Origin of the sequence: Rhodoferax sp., from assembly GCF_030646845.1 — a bacterium.
Lineage (GTDB): Bacteria > Pseudomonadota > Gammaproteobacteria > Burkholderiales > Burkholderiaceae_C > Rhodoferax.
In genome coordinates this window covers 63,991-89,670 of sequence record NZ_JAUSLE010000007.1, presented here as the reverse complement: position 1 = coordinate 89,670, position 25,680 = coordinate 63,991, and the positions used below count along the sequence as shown (strand labels likewise).

The 25,680-nt window shown below is 58.0% G+C and carries 26 protein-coding genes and 1 pseudogene; 13 read left to right on the top strand and 14 right to left on the bottom strand.

What is annotated here, in order from left to right; genetic code table 11:
* Positions 1–90 precede the first annotated feature (90 nt).
* The 5 genes from kdsB to Q7T10_RS02180 are packed head-to-tail and all read right to left on the bottom strand — an operon-like array spanning position 91 to position 3,140.
* Positions 91–846, bottom strand: a complete 756-nt coding sequence (gene kdsB / locus Q7T10_RS02200; protein ID WP_304745424.1) for a 3-deoxy-manno-octulosonate cytidylyltransferase — start codon at positions 844–846, stop codon at positions 91–93.
* Positions 843–1,025, bottom strand: coding sequence for a Trm112 family protein (locus Q7T10_RS02195; RefSeq protein WP_304745422.1), 183 nt, complete (start codon positions 1,023–1,025; stop codon positions 843–845). Before Q7T10_RS02195 ends, kdsB begins: the two co-directional genes overlap by 4 nt.
* A complete protein-coding gene (gene lpxK / locus Q7T10_RS02190; RefSeq protein ID WP_304745420.1) occupies positions 1,006–2,064 on the bottom strand; it encodes a tetraacyldisaccharide 4'-kinase in 1,059 nt (352 codons plus the stop codon). The genes Q7T10_RS02195 and lpxK overlap by 20 nt, the downstream gene beginning before the upstream one ends.
* A gap of 4 nt (positions 2,065–2,068) precedes the next feature.
* The gene (locus Q7T10_RS02185; protein WP_304745418.1) at positions 2,069–2,497 is read right to left on the bottom strand and encodes a biopolymer transporter ExbD; all 429 of its coding nucleotides are present in this window, start codon (positions 2,495–2,497) and stop codon (positions 2,069–2,071) included.
* A 13-nt stretch (positions 2,498–2,510) separates the two neighbouring features.
* On the bottom strand, positions 2,511–3,140 hold the full coding sequence (locus Q7T10_RS02180) for a MotA/TolQ/ExbB proton channel family protein (RefSeq protein ID WP_304745415.1): 630 nt from the start codon (positions 3,138–3,140) through the stop codon (positions 2,511–2,513).
* Positions 3,141–3,492: 352 nt separating this feature from the next.
* Between Q7T10_RS02180 and xseA the strand changes: the two genes are divergently transcribed.
* Complete coding sequence (gene xseA / locus Q7T10_RS02175) at positions 3,493–4,839, top strand: exodeoxyribonuclease VII large subunit (RefSeq protein ID WP_370653709.1); 1,347 nt, start codon at positions 3,493–3,495, stop codon at positions 4,837–4,839.
* Between the two features lie 50 nt (positions 4,840–4,889).
* Positions 4,890–5,471 carry a superoxide dismutase gene (locus tag Q7T10_RS02170; RefSeq protein WP_304745411.1) on the top strand — a complete coding sequence of 194 codons (582 nt, stop codon included), beginning with the start codon at positions 4,890–4,892 and terminating at the stop codon, positions 5,469–5,471.
* A gap of 110 nt (positions 5,472–5,581) precedes the next feature.
* Here Q7T10_RS02170 and Q7T10_RS02165 read toward each other — a convergent pair whose 3' ends face one another.
* Together Q7T10_RS02165 and Q7T10_RS02160 are read right to left on the bottom strand one after the other, a co-directional pair.
* Complete coding sequence (locus tag Q7T10_RS02165; RefSeq protein WP_304745409.1) at positions 5,582–6,034, bottom strand: DUF192 domain-containing protein; 453 nt, start codon at positions 6,032–6,034, stop codon at positions 5,582–5,584.
* Positions 6,035–6,118: 84 nt separating this feature from the next.
* The gene (locus Q7T10_RS02160; protein WP_304745407.1) at positions 6,119–6,514 is read right to left on the bottom strand and encodes a hypothetical protein; all 396 of its coding nucleotides are present in this window, start codon (positions 6,512–6,514) and stop codon (positions 6,119–6,121) included.
* Positions 6,515–6,734: 220 nt separating this feature from the next.
* Here Q7T10_RS02160 and icd point away from each other — a divergent pair, with 220 nt between their 5' ends.
* The 3 genes and pseudogenes from icd (at position 6,735) to clpA (ending at position 10,924) form a co-directional block, all read left to right on the top strand.
* Entirely contained in the window at positions 6,735–7,988 is a 1,254-nt protein-coding gene (gene icd / locus Q7T10_RS02155) for an NADP-dependent isocitrate dehydrogenase (RefSeq protein WP_304745405.1), read from the top strand.
* Between the two features lie 165 nt (positions 7,989–8,153).
* On the top strand, positions 8,154–8,516 hold the full coding sequence (gene clpS, locus Q7T10_RS02150) for an ATP-dependent Clp protease adapter ClpS (RefSeq protein WP_304745403.1): 363 nt from the start codon (positions 8,154–8,156) through the stop codon (positions 8,514–8,516).
* A gap of 80 nt (positions 8,517–8,596) precedes the next feature.
* A pseudogene (clpA, locus tag Q7T10_RS02145) lies at positions 8,597–10,924 on the top strand (ATP-dependent Clp protease ATP-binding subunit ClpA).
* Here clpA and Q7T10_RS02140 read toward each other — a convergent pair.
* Together Q7T10_RS02140 and Q7T10_RS02135 are read right to left on the bottom strand one after the other, a co-directional pair.
* Positions 10,921–11,406, bottom strand: coding sequence for a DUF1499 domain-containing protein (locus Q7T10_RS02140; protein ID WP_304745401.1), 486 nt, complete (start codon positions 11,404–11,406; stop codon positions 10,921–10,923). The pseudogene clpA and the gene Q7T10_RS02140 sit on opposite strands and share 4 nt — an antisense overlap.
* A gap of 80 nt (positions 11,407–11,486) precedes the next feature.
* Positions 11,487–12,530, bottom strand: coding sequence for an extracellular solute-binding protein (locus Q7T10_RS02135; protein ID WP_304745399.1), 1,044 nt, complete (start codon positions 12,528–12,530; stop codon positions 11,487–11,489).
* Positions 12,531–12,592: 62 nt separating this feature from the next.
* Here Q7T10_RS02135 and Q7T10_RS02130 point away from each other — a divergent pair, with 62 nt between their 5' ends.
* From Q7T10_RS02130 to phoR, 8 genes are all read left to right on the top strand, one after another.
* Positions 12,593–13,510, top strand: coding sequence for a patatin-like phospholipase family protein (locus Q7T10_RS02130; protein ID WP_370653708.1), 918 nt, complete (start codon positions 12,593–12,595; stop codon positions 13,508–13,510).
* A gap of 187 nt (positions 13,511–13,697) precedes the next feature.
* The gene (gene pstS / locus Q7T10_RS02125; RefSeq protein ID WP_304745397.1) at positions 13,698–14,741 is read left to right on the top strand and encodes a phosphate ABC transporter substrate-binding protein PstS; all 1,044 of its coding nucleotides are present in this window, start codon (positions 13,698–13,700) and stop codon (positions 14,739–14,741) included.
* 107 nt (positions 14,742–14,848) lie between these two features.
* The gene (gene pstC / locus Q7T10_RS02120) at positions 14,849–15,814 is read left to right on the top strand and encodes a phosphate ABC transporter permease subunit PstC (RefSeq protein WP_304745395.1); all 966 of its coding nucleotides are present in this window, start codon (positions 14,849–14,851) and stop codon (positions 15,812–15,814) included.
* Positions 15,811–16,695 carry a phosphate ABC transporter permease PstA gene (gene pstA, locus Q7T10_RS02115; RefSeq protein WP_304745393.1) on the top strand — a complete coding sequence of 295 codons (885 nt, stop codon included), beginning with the start codon at positions 15,811–15,813 and terminating at the stop codon, positions 16,693–16,695. Before pstC ends, pstA begins: the two co-directional genes overlap by 4 nt.
* 36 nt (positions 16,696–16,731) lie before the next feature.
* Positions 16,732–17,511, top strand: a complete 780-nt coding sequence (pstB, locus tag Q7T10_RS02110) for a phosphate ABC transporter ATP-binding protein PstB (protein ID WP_304745391.1) — start codon at positions 16,732–16,734, stop codon at positions 17,509–17,511.
* Between the two features lie 9 nt (positions 17,512–17,520).
* Entirely contained in the window at positions 17,521–18,222 is a 702-nt protein-coding gene (phoU, locus tag Q7T10_RS02105) for a phosphate signaling complex protein PhoU (protein ID WP_304745389.1), read from the top strand.
* On the top strand, positions 18,219–18,941 hold the full coding sequence (gene phoB, locus Q7T10_RS02100) for a phosphate regulon transcriptional regulator PhoB (RefSeq protein ID WP_304745387.1): 723 nt from the start codon (positions 18,219–18,221) through the stop codon (positions 18,939–18,941). Before phoU ends, phoB begins: the two co-directional genes overlap by 4 nt.
* Before the next feature lie 57 nt (positions 18,942–18,998).
* Positions 18,999–20,372 (top strand): phosphate regulon sensor histidine kinase PhoR, encoded by a 1,374-nt coding sequence (gene phoR / locus Q7T10_RS02095; protein WP_304745385.1) that lies wholly within the window; start codon positions 18,999–19,001, stop codon positions 20,370–20,372.
* On the opposite strand, the gene Q7T10_RS02090 is transcribed toward phoR, so the two are convergent.
* The 5 genes from Q7T10_RS02090 to rho form a co-directional block, all read right to left on the bottom strand.
* Positions 20,362–21,282 carry a carbon-nitrogen hydrolase family protein gene (locus Q7T10_RS02090; protein ID WP_304745383.1) on the bottom strand — a complete coding sequence of 307 codons (921 nt, stop codon included), beginning with the start codon at positions 21,280–21,282 and terminating at the stop codon, positions 20,362–20,364. The genes phoR and Q7T10_RS02090 overlap by 11 nt on opposite strands.
* Positions 21,279–21,977, bottom strand: a complete 699-nt coding sequence (locus Q7T10_RS02085; RefSeq protein ID WP_304745743.1) for a GNAT family N-acetyltransferase — start codon at positions 21,975–21,977, stop codon at positions 21,279–21,281. Before Q7T10_RS02085 ends, Q7T10_RS02090 begins: the two co-directional genes overlap by 4 nt.
* A 49-nt stretch (positions 21,978–22,026) precedes the next feature.
* On the bottom strand, positions 22,027–23,742 hold the full coding sequence (locus Q7T10_RS02080) for a hypothetical protein (protein ID WP_304745381.1): 1,716 nt from the start codon (positions 23,740–23,742) through the stop codon (positions 22,027–22,029).
* A gap of 108 nt (positions 23,743–23,850) precedes the next feature.
* Positions 23,851–24,135, bottom strand: coding sequence for a type B 50S ribosomal protein L31 (locus tag Q7T10_RS02075; protein WP_304745379.1), 285 nt, complete (start codon positions 24,133–24,135; stop codon positions 23,851–23,853).
* 100 nt (positions 24,136–24,235) lie between these two features.
* Entirely contained in the window at positions 24,236–25,498 is a 1,263-nt protein-coding gene (gene rho, locus Q7T10_RS02070; protein WP_304745377.1) for a transcription termination factor Rho, read from the bottom strand.
* Positions 25,499–25,680 lie beyond the last annotated feature (182 nt).

Below are 25,680 nucleotides of genomic sequence, written 5' to 3'. Positions count from 1 at the left end.
TGGCGGGGCTGCTGCTGAGCCCACTGCAATGCTTCGTTGTCTTGAAGAATAGCACGTGCTAGCCCTTGACTGGCTTACATGTGCCGCGTCTCAGGAACCAAATAGTCGGCGTACCCGTTCCAGATCTTCCGGTGTGTCCACGCCGGGGCCGGGCGCGTGTGCCGAGACATGGACCGCAATGCGGTACCCGTGCCACATGGCGCGCAATTGCTCCAGGGCTTCCGTGATTTCGCCGGGAGCCTGCGCCAGCGTTGGGAACGTGCGCAAGAATCCCACGCGGTAGCCATAGATGCCAATGTGGCGCAAAGGCGCCGGGCTGGGCAGGGCGGATGGCTGGTCCCGCCAGTGCGGGATGGGCGCACGACTGAAGTAAAGTGCCAGTCCTCTGGCGTCCAGCACGACCTTGACGACATTGGGGTTGGTGAATTCGGCCAGATCGCCGATGGCATGCGCCGCGGTACTCATGCTGGCTTCTGGTCGCTGGATCAGCAGTTGCGCGACGGCGTTCACCAGTGATGGCTCAATCAGGGGCTCATCGCCCTGAACGTTGACCACGATCTCGTCGTCCGCCAGGCCCAGCAACTGGCAGGCCTCGGCCAGGCGGTCACTGCCCGATGGATGGTCGGTGCGGGTCAGTACGGCTTCAACCCCGTGGGCCTGACAAGCCGTGATGATCTCGGGGCTATCGGCGGCTACCACGACACGGATCCGGCCGCTGGCGCCCACGACCGGCATGACGCGTTGCGCTACCCGGACCACCATGGGCGCGCCGCCAATGTCGGCCAGTGGCTTGTTGGGCAGGCGGGTAGAGGCCAGGCGCGCGGGAATGAGAACCGTGAAGCTCAAAGCCCGAGTTCCTCGTCGGTCATGGTTCGCGCCTCGCTCTCCAGCAGGATGGGAATGCCGTCGCGCACCGGGTAGGCGAGGCGCGCGCTGCGGGAGGTCAATTCCTGCCGTTCGCGATCGTATTCCAGGGGCCCTTTGGTGACAGGGCAAACCAGAAGTTCAAGAAGTCGTGTGTCCATGGGTCGATGATAGCTTCGGGTTCAATCGGGACGCCAGCAACACCGACAGCATGTCGTCCAGCCTGGCCATAAACGCCGGTTCCGGGGTGACTATCAGAGGTACTGCCAGTGCATCAGGTTGTTTTAGCCACAGCTTCACGGCGTCTTTTTCGGTACAAATAACAGTGTAGCCCTCGTATTCATTGCGCAACCAGCTATCAAAATCGTAGTGGTCTGGCAGCGCAATGGTGCGCGCCAAGGGCAAATCCTGAGACTGCAGCATGGCGAAGAAATCTTCCGGCTTGGCGATCGCGGCCACCGCCAGCAGGGGCTTGGCGCCTGCCTGCACCAAGTTAGCCAGTGCGATCTGGCTTCCATCGGCACGCAGCGCATGGCGCGCCAGGGTGCGGACGGCGGTGAAACCCGCAAAGGCCGGCCGCGCGCCGGTGTGCAGCACCAGGTCAGCCGCACGGGGCCAGGGTTCGCGCAGTGGACCGGCAGGAAGCAACAGGCCGTTGCCGGTACCCCGGTCATCAAACACGCAGATTTCAAGGTCGCGGTGCAGGCCGAGGTGCTGCAGCCCATCGTCGCAGAGGATGACCTGCGTGTCAGGGTAGCGGGCCAGCAGCGCGCTGGCCGCGTCAAAACGCCGCGCCGCCACAAAAACGGGCGCTGACGTGGCGCGTCGGATCAGCGCAGGTTCGTCACCCACCTCAGAACTCAGGCTGTCGTCAAAAACCTCCCGGCAGTTTGTTGCCCGGCGACCGTAGCCGCGCGAGATCACCCCCACACGCAAGCCACGGGCTTGCAGGTGCCGCACCAGCGCCATGACCACGGGGGTCTTGCCCGAGCCGCCGGCCACGACGTTGCCTACGACGATCACCAGGGCCCGCACACGCCGGACCTTGAGCAGTCCGGCCTGGTACAGGTGGCGCCTGAGGGCCGCCAGTGTGACAAACAACAGGGAGATCGGCCAAAGGAGCCAGGCCAGCGGGCCGCGCCGTGTCCAGGCGCGGGTCAGAGTGCGCTGCAGCAGCGACCGTGGCGTTGCCACTGTCATGGGTCTACTGCGTTCCGGCGGTGGTCGACGACTGCGTCGCAAAGGTGATTTGCGTCAGGCCCGAGCGCCGGGCCGCTTCCATCACCGTGACCACGGACTGGTGCCGGGCGCTGGCATCAGCACTGATGATGACCACCGATTCCTTGCCGGCCTTGGCCCCTTCGAGCAGGGCGGCGGCGAGCGTGTCCAGGCTGCGGCCAGCCACAGGCACCTTGTTCACGGTGTAGGCCCCATCGCTGGTCACGGTGACCAGCACCTCCTTGGGGTAATCACGTTGTGCATCGGCATCGGCCACGGGCAGTTTGAGTTGCAGTTCCGTGAATTTGCTGTAGGTGGTGGACAGCATCAGAAAGATCAGCACCACCAGCAGCACGTCGATGAATGGAATCAGGTTGATTTCTGGCTCTTCTCGCACGCGGGGTCGGAAATTCATGATTGGAGGCGCATCATTTGCGCAGGGTGTTGAGGTGGCGTGCCATCCGCTCAGATGCCAGTTCCAGTGTCAGCAGGTACTCATCGACCCGGGCCCGAAAGTAGCGCCAGAAAATCAGCGAGGGAATGGCGACGATCAGGCCAAAAGCGGTGTTGTACAGGGCAATGGAAATGCCATGCGCGAGTTGGGCCGGGTTCCCACCGGTGGCGCCTCCCGCTGGACTCTGCGAACCAAAAATCTCGATCATGCCGACCACCGTACCGAACAGGCCCATCAGCGGTGCGGCCGACGCGATGGTGGCCAGGGCACTGAGGTAGCGCTCCAGACGGTGTGCGACCACCCGCCCAGCGCCCTCCATGGAGGAGCGAAGGTCTTCTTCACTGCAGCGCGGGCTGGTGTTCAGCACCCGAAAACCGCTGGCCAATACCTCGCCCATTGCAGAGTTCTTTTCTAGTTGCGTCACCACGTCGGGTGCGGGCACAGAGGTACGCGAGACACTCAACACTTCTTCCAGCAATTTTGGCGGCGCCACTTTGGAGGTTTTAAGGCTGATGAAGCGCTCAATGACGAGTGCCAAAGCCAGAATTGAGCAGGCAATAAGCGGCCAGATCGGCCAGCCTGCGGCTTGTATGATTGAAAACAAATTGAATCTCCGCGCAGATGAAATGCACCGCGATTATGGCCCACGCGTCTGGTGCTATCTCGAGGCGTGAGCGTTGCCGGGGCGATATTGCCGTGAGTATCCCGCCCGTTGGTGCAAACCACAAAAAATGTGGATAACTTTGTGAAGAAGTAGGTTATGAAGTGTCACCAGACCACGCCAGCATTGCCTTGTGACAGATCGATGACAAATTAGGCAGTGAAAAATACAATGAAATCAATGACTTGCAACATGCCATCGAGCGATCAAGGCGTTCTTCACCCTCCGGGCCGTGCGTTGCTGCCGCTGTGGAGCATTCGGATATCCCCTGCTGCCGAAACCTGCGGTTTCATTGATGTCTGAACTCCTGTCGCCCGCAATGGCGCCACGAATCTGGCAAGTTGGCGCGCTGTGCCGCGCCATTGCTGATGCGCTGGATGCGAGATTCAATCCCGTAGCCGTGCGCGGAGAGGTTTCGGGCTTCTCACGCGCATCCAGCGGGCATTGTTACTTTTCCCTCAAGGATGAAAGTGGGCAGATTCGGTGTGCCATGTTTCGCCGGGCTGCGAGTTTGCTGGATTTTTCGCCGCGGGATGGCGAACTGGTCGAGGTGCGTGGTCGCCTGGGAGTGTATGAGCCGCGTGGCGATCTGCAACTGATTGTGGAGAGCATGAGTCGGGCGGGGCAGGGTGCGCTGTTCGAGCAGTTTCTCAGGCTCAAGGCCAAGCTGGAGACCGAGGGCCTGTTCGACGCCGCCCGAAAGCGCCCCCTGCCAGTGATGCCGCGGGGTATTGGTTTGGTGACCTCGCTGGGGGCTGCGGCCTTGCATGATGTCATGACCGCCCTGCAACGGCGCGTGCCGCACATCCCGGTGGTGCTCGCCCCGGCCTCGGTGCAAGGCAGCGCTGCGCCGGCCGAGTTGATGCAGGCGCTATCAAATTTATATCTACTCACGCAGGAAGGACGGGGGCTAGAGGCTGATTTGTCAAGAAAAACGGGAAAGAGCGCCAGTGACACTGGCCCGGTTATCGACGTCATCCTGCTGGTGCGAGGTGGCGGCTCGATGGAGGATTTATGGGCCTTCAATGACGAGCAACTGGCGCGCACCCTGGCGCACAGCCCGGTTCCCATCGTCTGTGGTGTGGGGCATGAGACCGACTTCACCATAGCTGATTTTGTAGCCGACCTCCGGGCCCCGACCCCCACGGCGGCGGCTGAACTGGTGGCACAGCCGCGCGAGGTCTGGCTCGGCGCGATCGATGGGGTGGCCCGTCGCCTGCAGGACGCCGTGTTCCGGCAAATTGACCTGCAGAGCCAGCGGCTTGATTTGACGGCGTCCAGGTTGGGACGACCCTCCGCGCTGGTGGGCCGGCAACGCTTGCGACTGGCGTCCGGCGCACAGCGTCTGCAGTTCGCGTCCCTGCTATTCCTGAAGCACCGACAACAGGATCTGCAACGGCTGCAGACGTCGTTACCGGACACCATGCAGCGCAGCCTGGAGCGCAAGCGGGAACGGCTGGAGCGGGCCGGTTTGCGGCTGGGCTTGCTGGACCCCACCCTGGTATTGCAGCGTGGCTATGCCTGGCTGACCAGCAGTGAAGGGGAGACCATCACCAGCGTGCGTCAAACTCACCCCGGTCAGCCGGTGCGAGCCACCCTTTCTGACGGCGAGGTTGATTTGATGGTGTCACATTCCCCTTGATCAAAGTTTCTACAATCGGCCCTTTCCAACAACAAACTCACGAGGACATCATGGAACACACACTGCCCCCCCTGCCTTTTGCGATTGACGCCCTGGCGCCGCATTACTCCAAGGAAACTCTCGAATACCACCATGGCAAGCACCACAATGCCTATGTGGTGAACCTCAACAACCTGCAAAAAGGGACCGAGTTCGAGAGCATGACCCTGGAAGAGATCATCAAGAAGTCCAGCGGCGGCATTTATAACAACTCGGCGCAAATCTGGAACCACACCTTCTTCTGGAACTGCATGAAGCCCAACGGCGGTGGCGAGCCTTCAGGCGCGCTGGCAGCGGCCATCAACGCCAAGTGGGGAACTTCCGCCGCTTTCAAGGAAGCGTTTGTCAAGTCGGCGGTGGGTAATTTTGGTTCCGGCTGGACCTGGCTGGTGAAAAAGGCCGACGGTTCGGTGGACATCGTCAACATGGGTGCCGCCGGCACGCCACTGACGACGGCTGACAAAGCCTTGCTGACAGTGGATGTGTGGGAGCATGCCTACTACATCGACTACCGCAACCTGCGCCAGAAGTTTGTCGAGACTTACCTCGACAAACTGGTGAACTGGAGCTTTGTCGAGGCCAACTTCGCCTAAGTTCACTGCAACTAAAAAGCCACCTCTCGCGGTGGCTTTTTTACGCCTGTTTGCTGGCCTGGCCTATCGCCCCTGAAAAACAGGGCGTCGAGTATCTAAATAACGTAGCGTCATCTCGCCGCAAACGGCTTGCCACCCAGTTTGAAGCCGGCTTGAATGCCCTTTTTGCCAAACCAGCCCTGGTTCATCTCCAGCACGTAACGAACCGGCTGCGTGGAGCAATGTGAATCGGTGGTCTGCGGCTTCATGTCGGCCAGATTGACGATGGTGCCGTCGTCCGCCACAAAGGCGGCGCTCAGGGGCAGCAGGGTGTTTTTCATCCAGAAACATTGCACGGCGGGCTGTTCAAACACAAACAACATGCCCTCAGACGGTGGCATGTCCTTGCGAAACATCAGTCCGGTAGACCGCTGCTCGGGCGATGCGGCAACTTGCGCATCGATCAAATGCATGCCCGCTGACAACTTGATGCGCTGCAGATCCATCTGCGGCGCGTTTTGCGCGTAGCTAGTGCTGCCCAAGGCGACTGCCAGCGCGAGAAGACCGATTGCAATATGTTTCATGGCTCCATTCTGACGCAACTAAGAGAAAGTTTCGGCAATAAAAAATGCCCGCTTAAGCGGGCATTTCTTTCAACTTGTCAAGAATTACTTCTTGGCTTCGTCTTTCTTCACGGTAGCAGCGGCTTTTTCGTCAGCAGCTGTCTTCTTGGCAGCAGCTTTTTCTTCAGCGGCTTTTTTCTTGGCAGTGGCTTTTTCTTCAGCAGCCAGTTTCTTGGCAGCGGCTTTTTCAGCGGCGGCCTTTTTCTTGGCGGCAGCTTTCTCAGCTTTAGCCGTCTTGGCATCTACCTTGGCTTCAGCTTTTGCTTCGGTCTTGGCGGCAGCAGCGGCAGCAGCAGGTGCAGCGGCTTTGGCAGCGGCAGGAGCAGCAGCGGCAGCAGCGGCAGGAGCAGCAGCTTTGGCGGCGGCAGCAGCAGGAGCGTCAGCAGCGAATGCGCCAGCAGCGAAAAGACCAGCAACCAAAGCGGCGAGAAGTTTGTTCATTTTTCAGTTTCCTTGAGATAACGTTATTTCAAAAATTTCCTCCCATACTCTGGGAGGCCTGTCCGTAACGGGGCTGGTTTGCCCCGGGTTGACAGAAATCAGTAATTTTTTGGGACTAAAATCCAGAAACGCCTTGAAACCAGCCTGAAACAGAGGTTTTTGGGTGGTGCCAGCAGCAAAAAAGCGCGTGAATTGAACCAATTAACGGAGACCAAGCTACATGTATCAGCACATCAAGGTGCCCTCAGAAGGCCAAAAAATTACCGTCAATGCGGACATGTCACTGAACGTGCCTGATCAGCCGATCATTCCGTTTATCGAGGGCGATGGTACCGGCTTGGATATCACACCGGTGATGCTCAAGGTAGTTGATGCGGCTGTGGCCAAGGCCTACGCTGGCAAGAAGAAGATTCACTGGATGGAAGTCTATGCCGGTGAGAAATCCACCAATGTGTATGGCCCCGACGTGTGGCTGCCGGAAGAAACGCTGCAGGCTCTTCGCGAATACGTGGTGTCCATCAAGGGACCGCTGACGACGCCAGTGGGTGGCGGCATCCGTTCGCTGAATGTGGCACTGCGCCAGGAGCTTGATCTGTATGTGTGTCTGCGCCCGATCCAGTACTTTGACGGCGTTCCCAGTCCCGTGAAAGAGCCGCAGAAGACCAATATGGTGATCTTCCGCGAAAACTCCGAAGACATCTACGCCGGTATCGAGTTCGAGGCGGAGTCCGACAAGGCCAAAAAGCTCATCAAGTTCCTGCAGGATGAGATGGGTGTCAAGAAAATCCGTTTTCCCAACACGTCAGGCATCGGCATCAAGCCTGTCTCGCGTGAAGGTACCGAGCGTCTGGTGCGCAAGGCCCTCCAGTACACGGTTGACAATGACAAGCCCAGCCTGACGATTGTCCACAAGGGCAATATCATGAAGTACACCGAAGGTGGCTTCCGCGATTGGGCCTATGCGCTGGCACAAAAAGAGTTCGGTGCCGAGTTGATCGATGGCGGACCCTGGTGCAAATTCAAAAACCCGAAAACCGGCAAGGACATCATTGTCAAGGACAGCATTGCGGACGCGTTCCTGCAACAAATCCTGTTGCGTCCTGCCGAATACAGCGTGATTGCCACCTTGAACCTCAACGGTGACTATGTGTCTGATGCGCTGGCTGCCCAGGTCGGCGGCATCGGCATTGCCCCAGGCGCCAACTTGTCTGATTCAGTGGCCTGCTTTGAAGCTACCCACGGCACGGCACCGAAGTACGCCGGTAAAGACTATGTGAACCCCGGTTCCGAGATCCTCTCGGCCGAGATGATGTTGCGTCACATGGGCTGGACGGAAGCGGCTGACCTGATCATCAGTTCGATGAAAAAATCTATCAACAGCAAGAAAGTAACCTACGACTTTGCCCGTTTGATGGATGGTGCGACGCAAGTCAGTTGCTCGGGCTTCGGTCAGGTCATGATCGACAATATGTGATTGCAGCCTGACTGCTGCTGGCGAAGTCAGGCTTCGCCGACGTCCAAACCGCTCTAGCTTGCCGGCCTGGGGCGGTTTTTTTGTTTGCATTGCTTGAATATGCAGAAACTGTCACCAATTCACCTAGGCGCTGCAGTGCTTCGGTACGCTCGATAGAATGAAAACATGGCAACCAAATCTCCCGTAAATCCACCTGCTCCGCCGATCCAGCAACCTGATCGGGATGAGGGTGGCTCAGTTGTTCTTGAGAGGCGAACCCAGAAAACCAAGCCGCCGCAGATGTACCAGGTTGTCATGCTCAATGACGACTACACACCGATGGAGTTTGTGGTGGTGGTGATCCAGGAATTTTTTGGCAAGGATCTTGAAGCGGCAACGCAAATCATGCTGAAGATTCACTTGGACGGCAAAGGGGTGTGCGGGGTCTATTCCAGGGATGTGGCCGCTACCAAGGTGGATCAGGTCCTTGAGGCGGCAAACAAGGCTGGGCACCCCTTGAAGTGCGTCAGTGAGCCCGTTGATTTTTAGGTCGTTGCCTTCATGACTTCGGAATTGATATTGAAATCGGATTACAGTTAAACATCAAGCAAGGCTTAAAAGGAAATCACATGATTGCCCAAGAATTGGAAGTCAGCCTTCATATGGCGTTTGTCGAGGCGCGTCAGCAGCGTCACGAGTTCATCACAGTGGAGCACTTGCTTCTCGCGCTGCTCGACAACCCGAGCGCGGCCGAGGTGCTGCGCGCCTGTTCGGCCAATATTGACGACTTGCGCAAATCACTGGCGAACTTCATCAAGGACAACACACCACAGGTCGCTGGATCAGACGATGTGGACACCCAGCCTACCTTGGGATTTCAGCGCGTGATTCAGCGTGCCATCATGCATGTGCAGTCCACTGGCAGCGGCAAGAAGGAAGTCACCGGGGCCAACGTGCTGGTGGCGATTTTTGGCGAGAAAGATTCTCACGCTGTGTACTACTTGCACCAGCAAGGCGTAACCCGGCTGGACGTGGTGAACTTCATTGCCCACGGCATCAAGAAAAGCGATCCGCCGGAGCCGTCCAAATCGGGCGAGAGTCAGGCCGAAAGTGAAGAAGGGGTGACTGAGAAAAACGAGAAAACTTCGCCGTTGGAGCAGTACACTGTCAACCTGAATCAACTCGCCAAAGACGGCAAGATTGATCCATTGATTGGGCGCGAATACGAAGTCGAGCGCGTGATCCAGATCTTGTGCCGCCGCCGCAAAAACAACCCGCTGCTGGTTGGTGAGGCTGGCGTTGGCAAGACTGCCATTGCCGAGGGCTTGGCGTGGCGCATCACGCAAAAGGACGTGCCTGAAATCCTGGCGGATTCCATCGTGTATTCGCTTGATATGGGCGCTTTGCTGGCGGGTACAAAATACCGAGGTGATTTCGAGCAGCGTCTCAAAGGCGTTCTGAAGTCCCTCAAGGACAAACCCCATGCAGTGTTGTTCATTGATGAAATTCACACCCTGATTGGTGCCGGCGCGGCATCGGGCGGGACGCTGGATGCGTCTAATCTGCTCAAACCTGGTCTGAGCTCCGGTCAGCTCAAATGCATCGGGGCGACCACGTTTACCGAATACCGTGGCATCTTCGAGAAGGACGCCGCGCTGTCCCGCCGCTTCCAGAAGATCGATGTGGTCGAGCCCACCGTTGAGCAGACCGTGGAAATTCTCAAGGGCCTCAAGTCCCGTTTTGAAGAGCATCACAACGTTAAGTACGCCGTGGCTGCATTGCAGGCGGCGGCCGAGCTGAGCGCCAAGTACATCAACGACCGTCATCTGCCAGACAAGGCCATTGACGTGATCGACGAAGCGGGTGCCGCCCAACGCATTCTGCCGCCGTCCAAACGCAAGAAGATCATCAGCAAGACCGAGGTGGAGGAAATCGTGGCGAAGATCGCCCGCATTCCGCCCGCCAATGTGTCCAATGATGATCGCGGCAAGCTCAAGACGCTGGAGCGGGACCTCAAGAACGTGGTGTTCGGACAGGACAAGGCCATTGACATGCTGGCCTCGGCCGTGAAGATGGCGCGCTCCGGTTTGGGTAAGGGTGACAAGCCAATTGGCTCATTCCTGTTCAGCGGCCCGACGGGGGTTGGCAAGACTGAAGCAGCCAAGCAGTTGGCCTAAATCATGGGTATTGACCTGATTCGCTTTGACATGAGCGAGTACATGGAGCAGCATGCCGTAAGCCGTCTGATTGGCGCGCCACCGGGTTATGTCGGATTCGACCAGGGTGGGTTGCTGACAGAAGCCATCACCAAGAAGCCGCATTGCGTGTTGCTGCTCGATGAAATTGAGAAGGCGCACCCGGCGATCTTCAATGTCTTGCTGCAGGTGATGGACCATGGCACGTTGACGGACAACAATGGCCGCAAGGCGGACTTCCGCAACGTCATCATCATCATGACCACCAATGCGGGTGCTGAATCCATCAACAAGACCGTTATGGGATTCACCAATGTGCGTGAGGCGGGTGACGAGATGGCCGACATCAAGCGTTTGTTCACGCCTGAATTCCGCAACCGTCTGGATGCCGTTGTCAGCTTCAAGGCGCTGGACGAGGTCGTCATCATGCGGGTGGTCGACAAGTTCTTGCTGCAGTTGGAAGCCCAGTTGGCCGACAAGAAGGTGGACGTCACCTTTACCGACAAGCTGCGTAAACATCTGGCGAAGAAGGGCTTTGATCCGCTGATGGGCGCACGTCCGATGCAGCGCCTGATTCAGGACACGATTCGCCGCGCACTGGCTGACGAGTTGCTCTTTGGTCGCCTGACCGATGGCGGTCGCCTGACGGTTGATCTGGACGACAAGGATGAAAGCAAGACCGAGGTCTTGCTGGATATTCAACCCTTGCCCAAGAAAGAGGGCAAGCCGAAACCAGAGGCGCAGGAAGCGACAACCGGCTAGGACGAGAATTGGGCGCGGATGGCTTCCACCCGCGCCCGGTTAACACCGAAGTCCTTGCGGCCCAACCGGCTGGCCGAGCGGACATGAATGACGCTGTTTGGCCTGTCAAGCCAGAATTCGACGTCGTCCGTGAATTTCAGAAGTGCGGTTGTGCATTGTGCATGGATATAGTCTGGCCCACGGGTGACAATTACAGTGCGCTCTGACTTTTGTAGCAGAGCTGCCAGTTTCTCCAATGCGACATCACCGTCACCCGTGTAGGTCAACGGCGCAATGTTCGCGTAATCCTTTTGCGGGTGACCCGGATACAGGTATGCTTGGCTACTCACGCTGTTGGGCGTCTGGGATGGGGGGCTGAGCCGTCCGTCGGTGGTCCCCAGCTTTCGCGGCACAGAGCCGGAAAGAAAACCCAGTTGCCCGGCAAGCACCAGCGTGGCGGCCAGCGCCATTGCCAGCAGGACCAAGTACCAGAGGATCTTCATGCCGTGTCCTTTGCTCAACATGCCCGCTTCCGGGACGGAAACGTGACGTGCAAGATTACCCGAAGCAGGACATGCCCGGTTTACTTGAAGCCGACGCGGTCCAGCATTTGCTGTACCTTGACCTGATTCATTCCCACCACACTGATGGGAATGGTTTCGCTCTTGAAACTGCCGCCCGTCATGGCCTGCAGGGCCGGGTTGCTTATCTTCAGGCCTTTGGTCACTGGCCATTCGTTGTTGCCGTTGGCAAAATGGTCCTGTGCTGACGGACTGGCCAGGTACTCCAGAAATTTGATGGCATTGGCTGGGTTCTTCGCGTTTCTGGCGACGGCGCCTCCGGCGATGTTGACGTGTGTGCCCCACGACGCCTGATTCGGGAAGACAACGCCCACCCGATCCATGATCGCTTTGTCCTCGGGCTTGTCGGAACGCATGATGCGGGCGAGGTAGTAGGAGTTCGTCACGGCAATGGCGCATTCACCCGCAGCGACGCCTTTGATCTGGTCCGTATCACCACCTTTTGGACCGCGCGCCATGTTGTCGACCATGCCTTTGAGCCAGGCTTCGGTCTTCTGCTCACCGAGATGTTCAAGGACGGCGCCAAACAGCGACAGGTTGTAGGGATGTGAGCCGGAACGGATGCACAGTTTGCCGCGGTTTTTGGGGTCGCCGAGCTCTTCGTATGTATCCACGTCATCTTTCTGCACCTTGACTTTGTTGTACACAATGACACGGGCGCGGGTCGAAAAACCAAACCAGGGTGACGCGCCGTCGGCTGTGACCTTGCCCCGCAGTTGACCGGGGATCGTGTTATCCAGCAGTTGGGACTTTACGGGCTGGAACAGGCCCTCAACTTCACCTTTCCACAAGCGCGCCGCATCCACCAGCAGAATCACATCGGCGGGCGATGCGGACCCTTCTGCCTTGAGGCGGGCGAGAATGCCGGCATCGTCGGCATCGACCCGATTGATCTTGATGCCGGTGGTTTTGGTGAAGTTGGTATAGAGCGCTTCGTCCGTCGGGTAGTGACGGGCCGAATAGATGTTGAGGATCTGGTCCTGTGCTTGAGCGACAGTGCAGGCGAGCAAAATGGCGCATGCAACGGGGATGTGTTTCTTGAGCATGTCTGTGCGTTTCCAAAAATAGTTTTTTGATCTTAACACAAACGCGAATCATTCCTAATTAAATGACAGCTGCAAATTTGAATTCCAGGCGCCTGGCCACGATACTGGCTGTATCGTTTCTGGTCGGATGTGCCTCCGCGCCCTTACCGACGATGCCGCCCGAGGCACGTCCTGAGGTTCAAGTGACGCCTAAAAAGCCTCTGAAAATAGGTTTGGTCCTGGGCGGTGGCGCTGCCCGAGGCTTCGCACATATCGGGGTGATCCAGGTGCTGGAAGAAGCGGGTATTCGGCCCAGCCTCGTAGTGGGTACCTCCGCCGGCAGCCTTGTAGCTGCCTTCTATGCCAGTGGCAAGACCGGAATCCAGTTGCAGCAAATTGCCGAGACCATGGAAGAGGCGACTTTTGCCGACTGGACACTGCCGATTTTCAGTCGCGGCATGTTGCGCGGTGAGGCTTTGGCACGCTACGTGAGCACGCAGGTCAATGGTCGTCTGATTGAGGGCATGCCGTTGCCATTGGGCATCGTGGCAACCGACCTCAACAGTGGTCAGGGCGTGTTGTTTCAGCGCGGAGATGCAGCCACGGCGGTGCGTGCATCCAGCGCCGTTCCCGCCCTGTTTCAACCGGTCAAAATAGCTGGTCGCGAGTATGTGGATGGTGGGCTTGTGTCGCCGGTGCCGGTACGATATGCCCGTCAAATGGGGGCAGAAGTAGTCATTGCCGTCGATATTTCCAGCGCGCCGGAAGGCAACGCCGCCAGCGACACCCTGCAAATTCTGCTGCAGACTTTCTCCATCATGAGCAAAAGCATCAATCGCTTTGAGCTGCGTGAAGCCGATGTGGTGGTGCGACCCGCGCTGGTTGATGTGACCAGTTCAGATTTCGGCGCGCGGCGCCGCGTCATTCAGGCCGGCCGGATGGCCATGCTGGCATTGTTGCCGCAACTGCGGGCGGCCATGGATGGACAAAAGTACCCGTAATCTGGAGTTGCTTCAGTTTTGACCCCTCGAGCCGGCCATTGGAGTCTGTCATTCAATGATTTGGGGTCGTCCCCGCTCTGGGACTATTACATGCAGGAATGACAAGTGTCACATCACTGTCACATAAGTTTCTTATATTCAGCCTGTGTCTCGAAATCATCATTCATTCAATCCAAGAGGTATCCCGATGAAAACCAGTTTCAAAATCGCCCTGATCGGCATGGCGGGCGCAGCCTCCCTGTCTTACGTCAACCTGGCGAGTGCTCAGGAAATTACTGGCGCCGGCGCCACCTTTCCTGCCCCTTTGTATGCCAAATGGGCGGCTGACTACAACAAGGCCACTGGCGTCAAGATCAACTACCAGTCGGTAGGTTCGGGTGCTGGGATCAAACAGATCGATTCAAAGACCGTTGATTTTGGTGCGTCCGACATGCCCCAGACCGACGAGGTGCTGGCCAAGAAGGGTCAGATGCAGTTCCCCACGGCCATTGGCGGCGTGGTTCCGGTGATCAACGTCAAGGGCATTAACCCGGGTCAACTCAAGCTGAATGGTCAGGTGCTGGGTGATATTTACCTGGGAAAGATTACCAAATGGACTGATCCGGCGATCAAGGCGCTCAATCCCTCCCTGCCATTGCCGGACGCGGATATCGCCCAAGTGCGTCGCGCTGATGGCTCAGGTACCACGTTCATTTTCACCAATTACCTGAGCAAGGTGAATGCTGAGTGGAAGACCAAGGTGGGTGAGGGCACGGCTGTCAATTGGCCTGCTGGAGCTGGTGGCAAGGGCAATGAGGGTGTTGCCGCGTTCGTGGGGCGTCTGCCAAATTCGATTGGCTACGTGGAGTACGCCTACGTCAAACAAAACAAGATGAACTATGCGTTGATGCAGAACTCAGGCGGCAATTTTGTATCGCCGAATGACGCCGCCTTCAAGGCCGCCGCTGCCGGCGCTGACTGGAATAAGAGCTTTTATCAAATACTGACCAATCAGCCCGGCAAGGACGCCTGGCCAATCTCGGGCGCCACCTTTATCCTGATGCACAAGCTGCAGGACAAGCCAGCCAATGCGACCGAAACGCTGAAGTTCTTCGCTTGGGCTTACAAGAATGGCGAGAAGATCGCTGACGATCTGGACTATGTGCCCATGCCTCAGTCGGTTATCGGCAGCATTGAAAAAGCCTGGGGTGAGATCAAGGACGCGTCGGGCAAACCCGTCGCGTTCAAATAAGACAGCAGTCACCAGCGAAGCTGTTTCTCAAGGAGTTGCCTGTGTCATCTACACTTCCGGCCAGCGAAATGTCTTTTAACCAATCGGCAAGATCTTCCGGACGTGTCATGACCAATCCTCCCCCGGTAAAGGCGGCCCGATCGGGCCCTATGGCGGACCGCATCTTCGGCTGGCTGGCCAAAGGTGCGGCCCTATTCACGCTGGCCATGCTGATGGCTATTCTGGTGTCGTTGACCATCAGTGCCTGGCCTGCCATCAGCAAGTACGGTTTGGGTTTTCTCACCAGCACCACCTGGGATCCGGTCAAGGAGGAGTTCGGCGGTCTCGTCATGATCTACGGCACCTTGATGACTTCGTTCATCGCATTGTTGATCGCCGTGCCGGTGAGTTTTGGTATCGCACTGTTCCTGACAGAACTCGCCCCCGCCTGGCTCAAACGCCCGCTGGGGACGGCCATTGAGTTGCTCGCAGCCATTCCTTCCATCGTGTACGGCATGTGGGGATTGTTGGTGTTCGGTCCGCTGTTGGCCACTTACGTGCAGCAGCCCTTGCAGGCCATGTTTGCTGGCGTGCCTTATCTGGGCGCCTTTTTTTCGGGCCCACCAGTCGGTATTGGCATATTGTCTGCCGGCATTATTCTGGCGATCATGATCATTCCGTTTATTGCGGCCGTCATGCGCGACGTGTTTGAGGTAACGCCGACCCTTCTCAAGGAGTCTGCATACGGTCTTGGAGCCACAACATGGGAAGTCGTCTCGACCGTGGTATTGCCCTACACCAAGGCGGGGGTGATCGGCGGCATCATGTTGGGGCTGGGTCGCGCCATTGGTGAGACCATGGCCGTGACTTTTGTCATCGGTAACTTCAATCAGCTGGATTCACTCAGCCTGTTCCAGGCGGCCAACAGCATCACATCGGCACTGGCCAATGAGTTTGCTGAGGCCGGTGAGGGCCTGCATCAGGCGTCGCTGATGTACCTTGGTCTGGTTCTGTTTTTCATCACCTTTGTAGTGCTGACGCTCTCCAAAATCTTGCTCTCACAGCTCAGAAAAAATGAAGGGGCCAAGACATGACGACGGGTGAACTTCTCCTGAAGGCGGCGGCCCTGGAGCAAACCCGCCAGGTCAGGTATGCGCAGCGCAAGTTCGTCAATCGCGTTGCGTTGACGCTTTCGTTGGTGGCCATGGCTTTTGGCTTGTTCTGGCTGTGCTGGATCTTGTTTGAAACCGTTCGTCTCGGTGTGGGGGGGCTTAACCTCGATACCCTGACGCAGATGACGCCCCCACCCAACGATGCAGGCGGCTTGGCCAACGCTATTTACGGGTCGTTTTTGATGGTGCTGCTGGCCACGTTTGTGGGAACACCCATTGGCGTCATGGCTGGTATTTATCTGGCCGAGTTCGATACCAAGGGCTGGCTTGCGTCATTGACACGTTTTGTGAACGATATTTTGCTTTCGGCTCCATCCATCGTGATCGGGCTATTTGTCTATGCCGTCGTTGTGACGCGTTTCAAATCATTCTCGGGCTACGCGGGTGTCATTGCACTGGCCTTGATTGTCATCCCGGTGGTGATTCGAACGACTGAAAACATGCTTCAACTGGTTCCCGCCGGTTTGCGTGAGGCGGCGTATGCCCTCGGCGCACCCAAATGGAAAGTCATTTTGAGCATCACCTTGCGGGCGGCCCGGTCGGGCGTGGTCACCGGTGTTCTGCTGGCGGTGGCCCGTATTGCGGGCGAAACCGCTCCCCTGCTATTCACCGCATTGAGCAATCAGTTCTGGACGTCCAGTCTGAGTGAGCCGATGGCGAGTCTGCCGGTCACAATTTTCAAGTTCGCCATGAGTCCGTATGAGAACTGGCAAAAACTGGCATGGGCCGGTGTGTTCCTCATCACGATTGCAGTTCTGGGCCTCAACATTCTGGCCAGGGTTTTGACCCGAAGCAAGACCTGATCAAGCCGTTGCCAAAGACACGAGAAGAGACCAAAGATGAATACTGCTTTTGTTACCGGTGAGAAATCGAAGATTTCCGTCAAGGATCTTGATTTCTATTACGGCAAGTTTCATGCCCTTAAAGGCATCAACCTGGAAATCCCGGAGAACAAGGTGACGGCTTTCATTGGCCCGTCCGGATGCGGTAAATCGACTTTGTTGCGCGTTTTCAATCGCATGTTCGAGTTGTATCCGGAGCAACGGGCTGAAGGCGAAATTCTGCTGGATGGTGAAAATCTGTTGACCAGCAAGAAAGATGTCGCCTTGTTGAGGGCCAAGGTGGGTATGGTCTTCCAGAAGCCAACACCGTTTCCCATGTCGATCTTTGACAACATCGCTTTTGGCGTCAAGCTGTTCGAGTCGCTCAATACCACTGACATGGAGGAACGTGTCGAGTGGGCCCTGCGCAAAGCCGCACTATGGGGAGAGGTAAAAGACAAGCTCAGCCAGAGCGGTTCCAGTCTTTCCGGTGGCCAGCAGCAGCGCCTGTGCATTGCGCGCGGCATCGCCATCAAGCCGGAAGTCTTGCTGTTGGACGAACCCTGCTCGGCGCTCGATCCCATCTCTACTGCCAAAATCGAAGAACTGATCACGGAACTCAAGAGTGACTACACCGTTGTGATCGTTACCCACAACATGCAGCAGGCAGCGCGCTGCAGTGACTACACCGCTTACATGTACCTTGGTGACCTGATGGAATTCGGGTCGACCGAGCAGATGTTTTTCAAGCCGACGCGCAAGGAAACAGAAGACTACATTACTGGCCGTTTTGGTTAAGGAGACAACATGCCCGAAAAACATCTTTCAACCCAGTTCGACAGTGAACTCAGCGCGGTCTCGACCCGGGTCATGGAACTCGGGGGGCTGGTTGAGTCACAGATTCGGCAGGCGATTTACGCCTTGTCCCAGTTCAGCGTTGATGTTGCGAATGAGGTGACGGCCACCGAGGCTCGCGTGAACGCCATGGAAGTTGACATTGACCGTGAGCTGTCCAGCATCATTGCGCGTCGCCAGCCAACGGCGCGGGACCTTCGTTTGCTGATTGCCATCTCCAAGACCACTGCCAACCTGGAGCGAGTGGGCGACGAGGCAGAGAAGATTGCCCGCATGGTGCGCTCCATCATTCAAAGCGGCGCACCCCGTTCGCTGCCATCCCTTGAATTGAGAGTGGCGGCGGACATGGCCTCCGGATTGTTGCGAAAGGCGCTCGATGCCTTTGCGCGGCTGGATACGGCCGCAGCAGTGTCCATTCTGAAAGAGGACGATCTGATCGACAAGGAATTCGACGGCTTCGTGCGAAAGCTCATCACCTACATGATGGAAGATCCGCGCATGATTTCCCCTAGCCTGGATCTGCTCTTCCTGGCGAAAGCCATTGAGCGGATTGGCGACCACGCCAAAAACATCGCCGAGTTCATCATCTATGTAGTCAAGGGTGCTGACATTCGCCACACCTCAATAGAACAAATTGAATCGGTTCTCAAATGAGACATCAGCCCGGTGTCCTGATTGTGGAAGACGAGCCGGCCATTGCCGAACTCATTGCAGTCAACCTCCGCCACAATGGATTTCGCCCCACATGGGCCATGGACAGCGCGTCGGCGCAGCGCGAACTGGATGCTGTCCTGCCTGACGTCATTCTGTTGGACTGGATGTTGCCCGGCGAGAGCGGACTGTCGCTGGCCAAGCGGTGGCGCACAAACCCGCGTACCAAAGGGGTCCCCATCATCATGCTGACCGCCCGCGGCGATGAGGTGGACCGGGTCGCCGGTCTGGACGCAGGCGCCGACGACTACATCGTCAAGCCGTTTTCCACCAAGGAACTGCTGGCCAGAGTGCGTGCTGTCCTGCGCCGGCGTGCACCCGAGCAGGTGGGGGGCGTTGTTTCAATCGGAGCCTTGTCTCTGGATGCGTCGACGTATCGCGTGTCGTTCAATGATCAGATGTTGAAGCTGGGTCCGACCGAGTTCAAACTGCTTCACTACTTGATGAACCATGCCGAGCGCGTTCACAGCCGCTCGCAATTGTTGGACAAGGTATGGGGTGACCATGTGTTCATCGAAGAACGCACCGTTGACGTTCACGTCAAACGTCTGCGGGAAGCTTTGGGCGCCAATGCGGGTCAGATGATAGAAACGGTGCGTGGCGCGGGCTATCGCCTGACAGCTCATGTGGCGCTGGCGACATCTTCGCAGGCCGGCGCTTGATCGAAGCACCCCTGCCTACCTGCCTGACCGCCATTTGCCTGAAGCGCTGAGCTGATCATGTTCTGGCGGTTCATTTCATTTTTCGCGTGCCAACTGGTGGGAGGGCTCGCGGGTTGGTATTTGACGTTTCCCGTCAGGGGTGTGGCCGGTGCGCTGGCGGGCGTTGTGCTGGGTGCGACGGGCTGGTTCCTGATTGACCTGTCCCGGGGCCTGCGCCTGTTGCGCTGGCTGCGCGCGGGAGATGTTTCCGACGTGGCATTGACCACTGGCTTGTGGGGAGAGGTCTGTGACCGTGCCCGGCGCCTGATTCGAGCCAGGGAGCAAATGACGCGTGAAAGCGAGAATCGCCTGCAGGAATTTCTGGCTGCATTTCAGGCCTCGCCCAATGGTGTGGTGCTACTGGATGCGCAGGGGCAGATTGAGTGGTTCAACCAGATGGCGGCCACGCACTTTGGCCTTGATGCTCAGCGAGACGTGCTCCAGCATTTTGGCAATCTGGTCCGGGACCCCGGTTTTGCAGCCTATTTTGCAGGCCACGACTACCGGGGTGAACTCATCATGCAGGGTCGGGAGAGTACGCCCGCGAGGCCGGTCAAGCTTTCGGTCCATCTTCACCGCTATGGTGAGGGGCGGCTGCTGTTGCTGTCACGCGATGTCACGGCACTGGAGCAGGCTGAAGCCATGCGGCGTGATTTTGTTGCCAACGTTTCGCATGAAATTCGCACACCGTTGACCGTGCTGGGCGGGTTTGTTGAGACGCTGCAGACCTTGCCCTTGACTGATGAGGAGCGCGAACGCTATTTGGCCTTGATGGCCCAGCAGGCGCAGCGCATGCAGACGCTCGTCAATGATCTGCTCACACTCTCGCGCCTTGAGGGCAGCCCGCCGCCGGGCGCTTCGGACTGGATGTCGATGCCGGCTCTCATGCGCCAGCTGGAGCAGGACGCACATGCATTGACTGCGGTGTTGAACCCGTCGTCGGATCGTTTGCATCACCTTGAATTTGTCTCCTTGCTGGCGGGCGACATTGCCGGGGCCCCCAACGAACTCCTCAGCGCGATGAGTAATCTGGTGAGCAATGCCATTCGTTACACGCCGCCAGGAGGTGAAATTCGCGTGCGCGCGTTCTTGTTGCCGGACGGCCGGGCCGAATTTTCAGTTCAGGACACGGGCCCCGGCATCGCCCCCGAACATATCCCACGCCTGACGGAGCGTTTTTACCGGGTCGACCGCAGCCGTTCGCGGGATACCGGCGGCACCGGTCTCGGTTTGGCCATTGTCAAGCATGTAGCGCAACGCCATGGCGCCGAACTGAAAATTGAAAGCGCGCCTGGCAAAGGTTCTGTTTTTACGATCATTTTTCCGGCAAACCGGGTGCGGTCTGAGCGCACATCGACTGGTCGAACTGCCGTCGTTGGGATCAACGGGTAGACACTATTTCAACGGAGTTGTCATAGACATCGATCCGCTTGTCATACAGGGGAATGGTGGTGCCATTGACGCGGTTGCTTACGAGCTTGCCCAGGTCGACATCGGCAATGACGATCTGCTCCATGTTCGCGACCCCCTCGGCCGCGATGCCATCGCGGGCGAACGGGAAATCAGACGGCGTGATGATCGCCGCTTGCCCAAAATGCAGACCGAGCCCTTCGACCGCAAGGTTGCCGACAGTTCCCGTGACGGCAACGTAGACTTGATTCTCGATGGCCCGGGCATGGCAGCAGTAGCGTACCCGCCAGAAACCCTGCCGGTCGTCGGTACACGAGGGAACGAACAGGATGTCGGCACCCTGCTGACACACCATGCGCGACAGTTCCGGAAACTCGATGTCGTAACAGATCAGGATGCTGATACGGCCATATGGCGTGTCAAACACTTTCAGGTGCTGGCCGGGATCACCCTTCCACTTTTCCTTTTCCCAGCGGGTCAGGTGGATCTTGTCCTGGGTGAAAACCTTACCCTCTGGTGTGAACAGGTAGGCGGTATTCATCAGTTTTCCATCGGTGATCGTGGGATGACTTCCTCCAACGATATGAACGTTCCAATGGGTCGCGAGCTCACGAAAAAGCGCGACGTAGCGAGCAGTGTAATCATCCATGTTGCGTACGGCGCGCCCCAAATCGCTGGTATCCATGAACGACAGCAGTTGGGTCGTGAAGATCTCCGGAAACATCACGAACTGGGGCTTATAGTCTCCGGCCGCCTTCATGACAAAGCGGACCTGATTTTCGAAACCATCCCAGTCATTGATGGCGCGTAACAGGTACTGCACCGCAGCAATGCGCACGGTTGTCTGTTTGGGTTTGTGCGCAGGTTCCCCCGCGAGGTTGGTGGTGCTCATTGTGTCGGTTCCGTCAAGATCTGGGCAGCGCGCTGCAAGGCGGTAGGCTGCCCCGGGTCATAGTCCGGATTGATCCAGACAATCAGCGATGCGTAGCCGCACGACTCGCGGTCTTCAGGCAAGTAGTCGCTCATGATTCCACAGTAGCGAAAGCCCTCCCGCAATTGAAAGCTCAGTACCGGGTCAAAAAGATCGCCCCACAATATCTTCTTTGCATAGAGTTCCACGGACATCTTTTGAGACACCGCGTGATAACCCGGCAGTCGTCCGCAGGCGATGATCCGGCGCAGATTCAGTTTCTTGCATATTTTCCGTCGGCCTTCGTAAAGGGCGTGCCCCAAGCGCTTGCCACGCAGTCGTGGATCGACAAAAACCTCGGCGCCATAGAGGGTGAATCCTGCCGGGTTGTGTGTGTTAAATGTGCCTGAGGCTGTGATCTGCTTCCAGGTATGCTCATCGGCCCATTCATCCCACAGAACGACAAGTGAGCTTGCACAACCCACGAGCCTTCCCCCCAAGACTGCGACGAGTTGTCCTTCGGGAAAAACCTCCAGCTGATGTAGCAACTGATCGCGTTTCCAGGGGGAAATCGTCGGATAGACGTGCGCCTGCAGTTGCAGCAAGGCGTCAATGTCGGATGGTTCGGTTGGGCGGACGAGAAGCTTGGTCATCGAGACATTATGAGCTTGCCACATTTGGCCCAAGCGATCCCCTACAAAGCGTCCGGTTGGTTCGCAGCGCTTCCTATGACCCTTTTTGGGCCGTCCGTTTGTAAATCAGCAGATCCTCGTTCCGATCGGACGGATGACGCATCGAGCTGTGCATGGTCCATTGCGTCCGGTCTGCCGCTGCTGGTAGCGTTTTCGCGGCGTCCTTGTCCACAATCAGCCAAGGGCAACGGGCTTGTGAACCGGCTTGTTTCATCAAAAGGTGACCATGGAATTGAAACGCGGCGATCTGGCTGCGACTCAGGCCGTGCGCTTCAACGCAGGATGGCTGTTGTTGCATGACGATCATCGTGCGACGCACCAGCGGCGCATAGCTACGCGCAAAATCAAGCAGCGGCAGCCACACGGTCATGAGTAACAGCCAGCACAGCACCGCCCCTCCGGCTGGCAGGACCAGGCTTTTCCAGATTGCAGCGCGGTGCCGACCGACACGCCATTTCACGAGCCAGGCCCATGCCAGCGTTGCGGCAACAGCGGTCAGGAAAGGAAGCAATGAGAAGCTGGGTTCAAACCCTGGTGCCAGTCGCGCGACATTGGCGGCGGGCTGTTGGGGCACGCCTGTCTGCATGGCAATCCAGATGACCCAGATGATCAGGGCACAGCCCGAGAAGAATATCAGCGTAAACCAGTCAATCAGTGCGGCCACGCTTCGTCCCAGCGTGGGCAGGGCAAATGCCGCAAGCGCCGCCATGGCGGGCAGGGCCAGCAACAGGGACCGATCGGCCGATCCGGTGGTCAGTGTGGCACCCACGGCAACGCCGGCGAACCAGAGTGGCAGCACCAAATGCCGGCTCGGCACGCCGCCACGCACCAGTTGATAGCGCCATCGCCACAAGGTCCACAGCGCCAGCGGCCAGGCGGGCCAAGTGAACCAGAGCAGCAGGCGGCCCAGGCTGCGCCATTCTGGCCAGCTGGCCTCAGGCAGTTCGATACGCCAGCGCCACAAATCCAGCAATGAAGCCAAAAGGGCCACGAACAAGGTCAGGAGCGCAATGCCAGCAGCCCACAGGAACTGGTATTTTTTGTTGTCAGGCTCAGGAGAGCGATCCAGCAGGTGAATCAGCGCGCCGCCCGTGCCCAGCAGGGTGGCGATCGCTGGTGCGCCAGACAGCGCCAATCCCGTCAGCCCCAGCACACCACCGATGGCGGGTGCCAGCTTGCGATAGGGCAGGGCGGCGAGCGCATAGAAGAACAGGCCGGTGAAACAAAGTTGAGCCAGGGCTGGCGTGGTTTCGTGGGACAACTGGGCCAGACCCAGGCAGGCAATGAATGCCAGCAGGCCACCGTCTGCCATGGCCCTCGCATAGTCAGGCGGCAAGGCCTCCCCGCCGAACGCAAACGCCACAGGTTGCGCCTCTGGATTGCGTGCCAGGTAGTACGTGCCGTACCAGGTGGCCAATAGGGCCAGTGTCAGCAGAATGCCAAAAGGGATGCGCGCCGCGAAGTCAGGCGCTATCCACGCCGGTGCGATTTGCATGGCCCAGGCGCCAAGCCAATAGGGAAGCAGCGCATCCACGTCGGGCGGCAATCCCACCAGCCGCGGCGACAGCCACGCTGTTGCACCCCGCGCCAGTTCGGCCATATAGCCAAATGCCGTCATGTCGGCACTTTTCCACGGCTCGCGGCCCAGGAAGCCCGGCAGCACGTAGGCGATGCAGAGCAACAGCAGTGCGGTCCGCGGCAAGCGGCGCACGGCTCCTTGGGCAACGATGGCGGGGGTGGGTTTATTCACGCTGTGGCGCTAGAGGGAACAAGGAACGCTGGCCGTCATGCTGGATCGGTATGAAAAAAGGCAGCGCGGTAACCCGGGCTGCCTTTTGGACACGAAGCGTCGGCCAGTTTATTCGGCGGCGGCTGGTGCTGCTGTCTCGGCTGCTTTGGTCTTGCCGAAACGGTTGCGGAAGCGCTCGACACGGCCACCCATGTTGTCCACGGATTTTTGTGTGCCGGTGTAGAAAGGATGGGACTCGCTGGTGGTATCCAGCTTGTACAAAGGCAGCTCACGGCCGTCTTCCATCTTGATCATCTCTTTGGCGCTGGCGCAAGAGCGGGTCACGAATTTGAAACCATTGGACATGTCCTGGAAACAAACTTCGCGGTAATTGGGGTGAATGCCTTCTTTCATATCTTCTCCATCAGTTGCGCTAGCCGCGTCAGGCCCTTGCACAAACCATTGTGCAATTCAAAGCCCGGCGTACTTGTCGCGTAAAACCATAAATTATAGCTTAGCCGCCCCGACGCATCATGTCGAAGAACTCGCTGTTGTTCTTGGTAGCTCGCATTTGCTTGAGCACCATCTCCATGGACTCGATCTCGTCCATGTTGTACAGAAACTGGCGCAAAATGCGGGTTTTCTGCAGAATTTCGGGGGCCAGCAGCAGTTCTTCGCGGCGGGTGCCGCTGCGGTTGAGCTGGATGGATGGAAACACGCGTTTCTCGTACAGGCGGCGGTCCAGGTGGATCTCACTGTTGCCGGTGCCCTTGAATTCCTCAAAAATCACCTCGTCCATGCGGCTGCCGGTATCGATCAGTGCCGTGGCGATGATGGTCAGCGAGCCGCCTTCCTCCACATTGCGCGCCGCGCCCAGGAAGCGCTTGGGGCGCTGCAGGGCATTGGAGTCCACACCTCCGGTCAGCACCTTGCCGGAGGAAGGCACGACGTTGTTGTAGGCACGTGCCAGGCGCGTGATGGAGTCCAGCAGGATCACCACGTCTTTTTTCAGCTCGACCAGGCGCTTGGCGCGCTCGATCACCATCTCGGCCACGTGCACGTGACGGGCGGCGGGCTCATCAAAGGTGGAGGCAATCACCTCGCCCTTCACGGTGCGCTGCATTTCAGTCACTTCTTCGGGCCGCTCGTCCACCAGCAGCACCATCATGTGGATGTCCGGGTAGTTGGCGCTGATGGCATGGGCAATGTGCTGCATCATCACCGTCTTGCCGCTCTTCGGGGGTGCTACCAGCAGGGCGCGCTGGCCCTTGCCGATGGGGGCGATGATGTCGATGATGCGCCCGGTGATGTTCTCGTCAGTCTTGATGTCCTGTTCGAGCTTCATCTGGACTTTGGGGAACAGAGGCGTCAGATTTTCGAACATCACCTTGTGCTTGTTCTCTTCTGGTCCGCCACCGTTGACCTTGTCCAGCTTGTTCAGGGCAAAGTAACGCTCGCCATCTTTGGGAGTGCGCACTTCGCCTTCAATCATGTCGCCGGTGTGCAGGTTGAAGCGACGGACCTGGCTGGGGCTGATGTAGATGTCGTCGGTGCTGGCGGTGTAGCTGGTGTCGGGGCTGCGCAGGAAGCCGAAGCCATCGGGCAGGATTTCCAGCACGCCATCGGCAATGATCTGTTCACCAGTGCGCGCGCGCTTCTTGATGATCGCGAACATCAGCTCCTGCTTGCGCATGCGGCCGGTGTTTTCAATCTCAAGCTCTTCGGCTTGCTTGAGGACTTCCGACACGTGCAGTGCCTTGAGTTCGTTTAAGTGCATGGAATGGCCCAATAAGGGAGTTGAACGAAATACAGGGGGAGGTTTGGGGTGAGGCGGATGGGTGTCCACAACCTCAAGGTTCTAAACCGGGAACTCGAACCAACTCGGGGTCGGAGTTGGTGAACTGAGCGGATTATGACAGGAAAAAATGCAGCCTTGAAGCGTTGCCAAGGCTGCGGGAG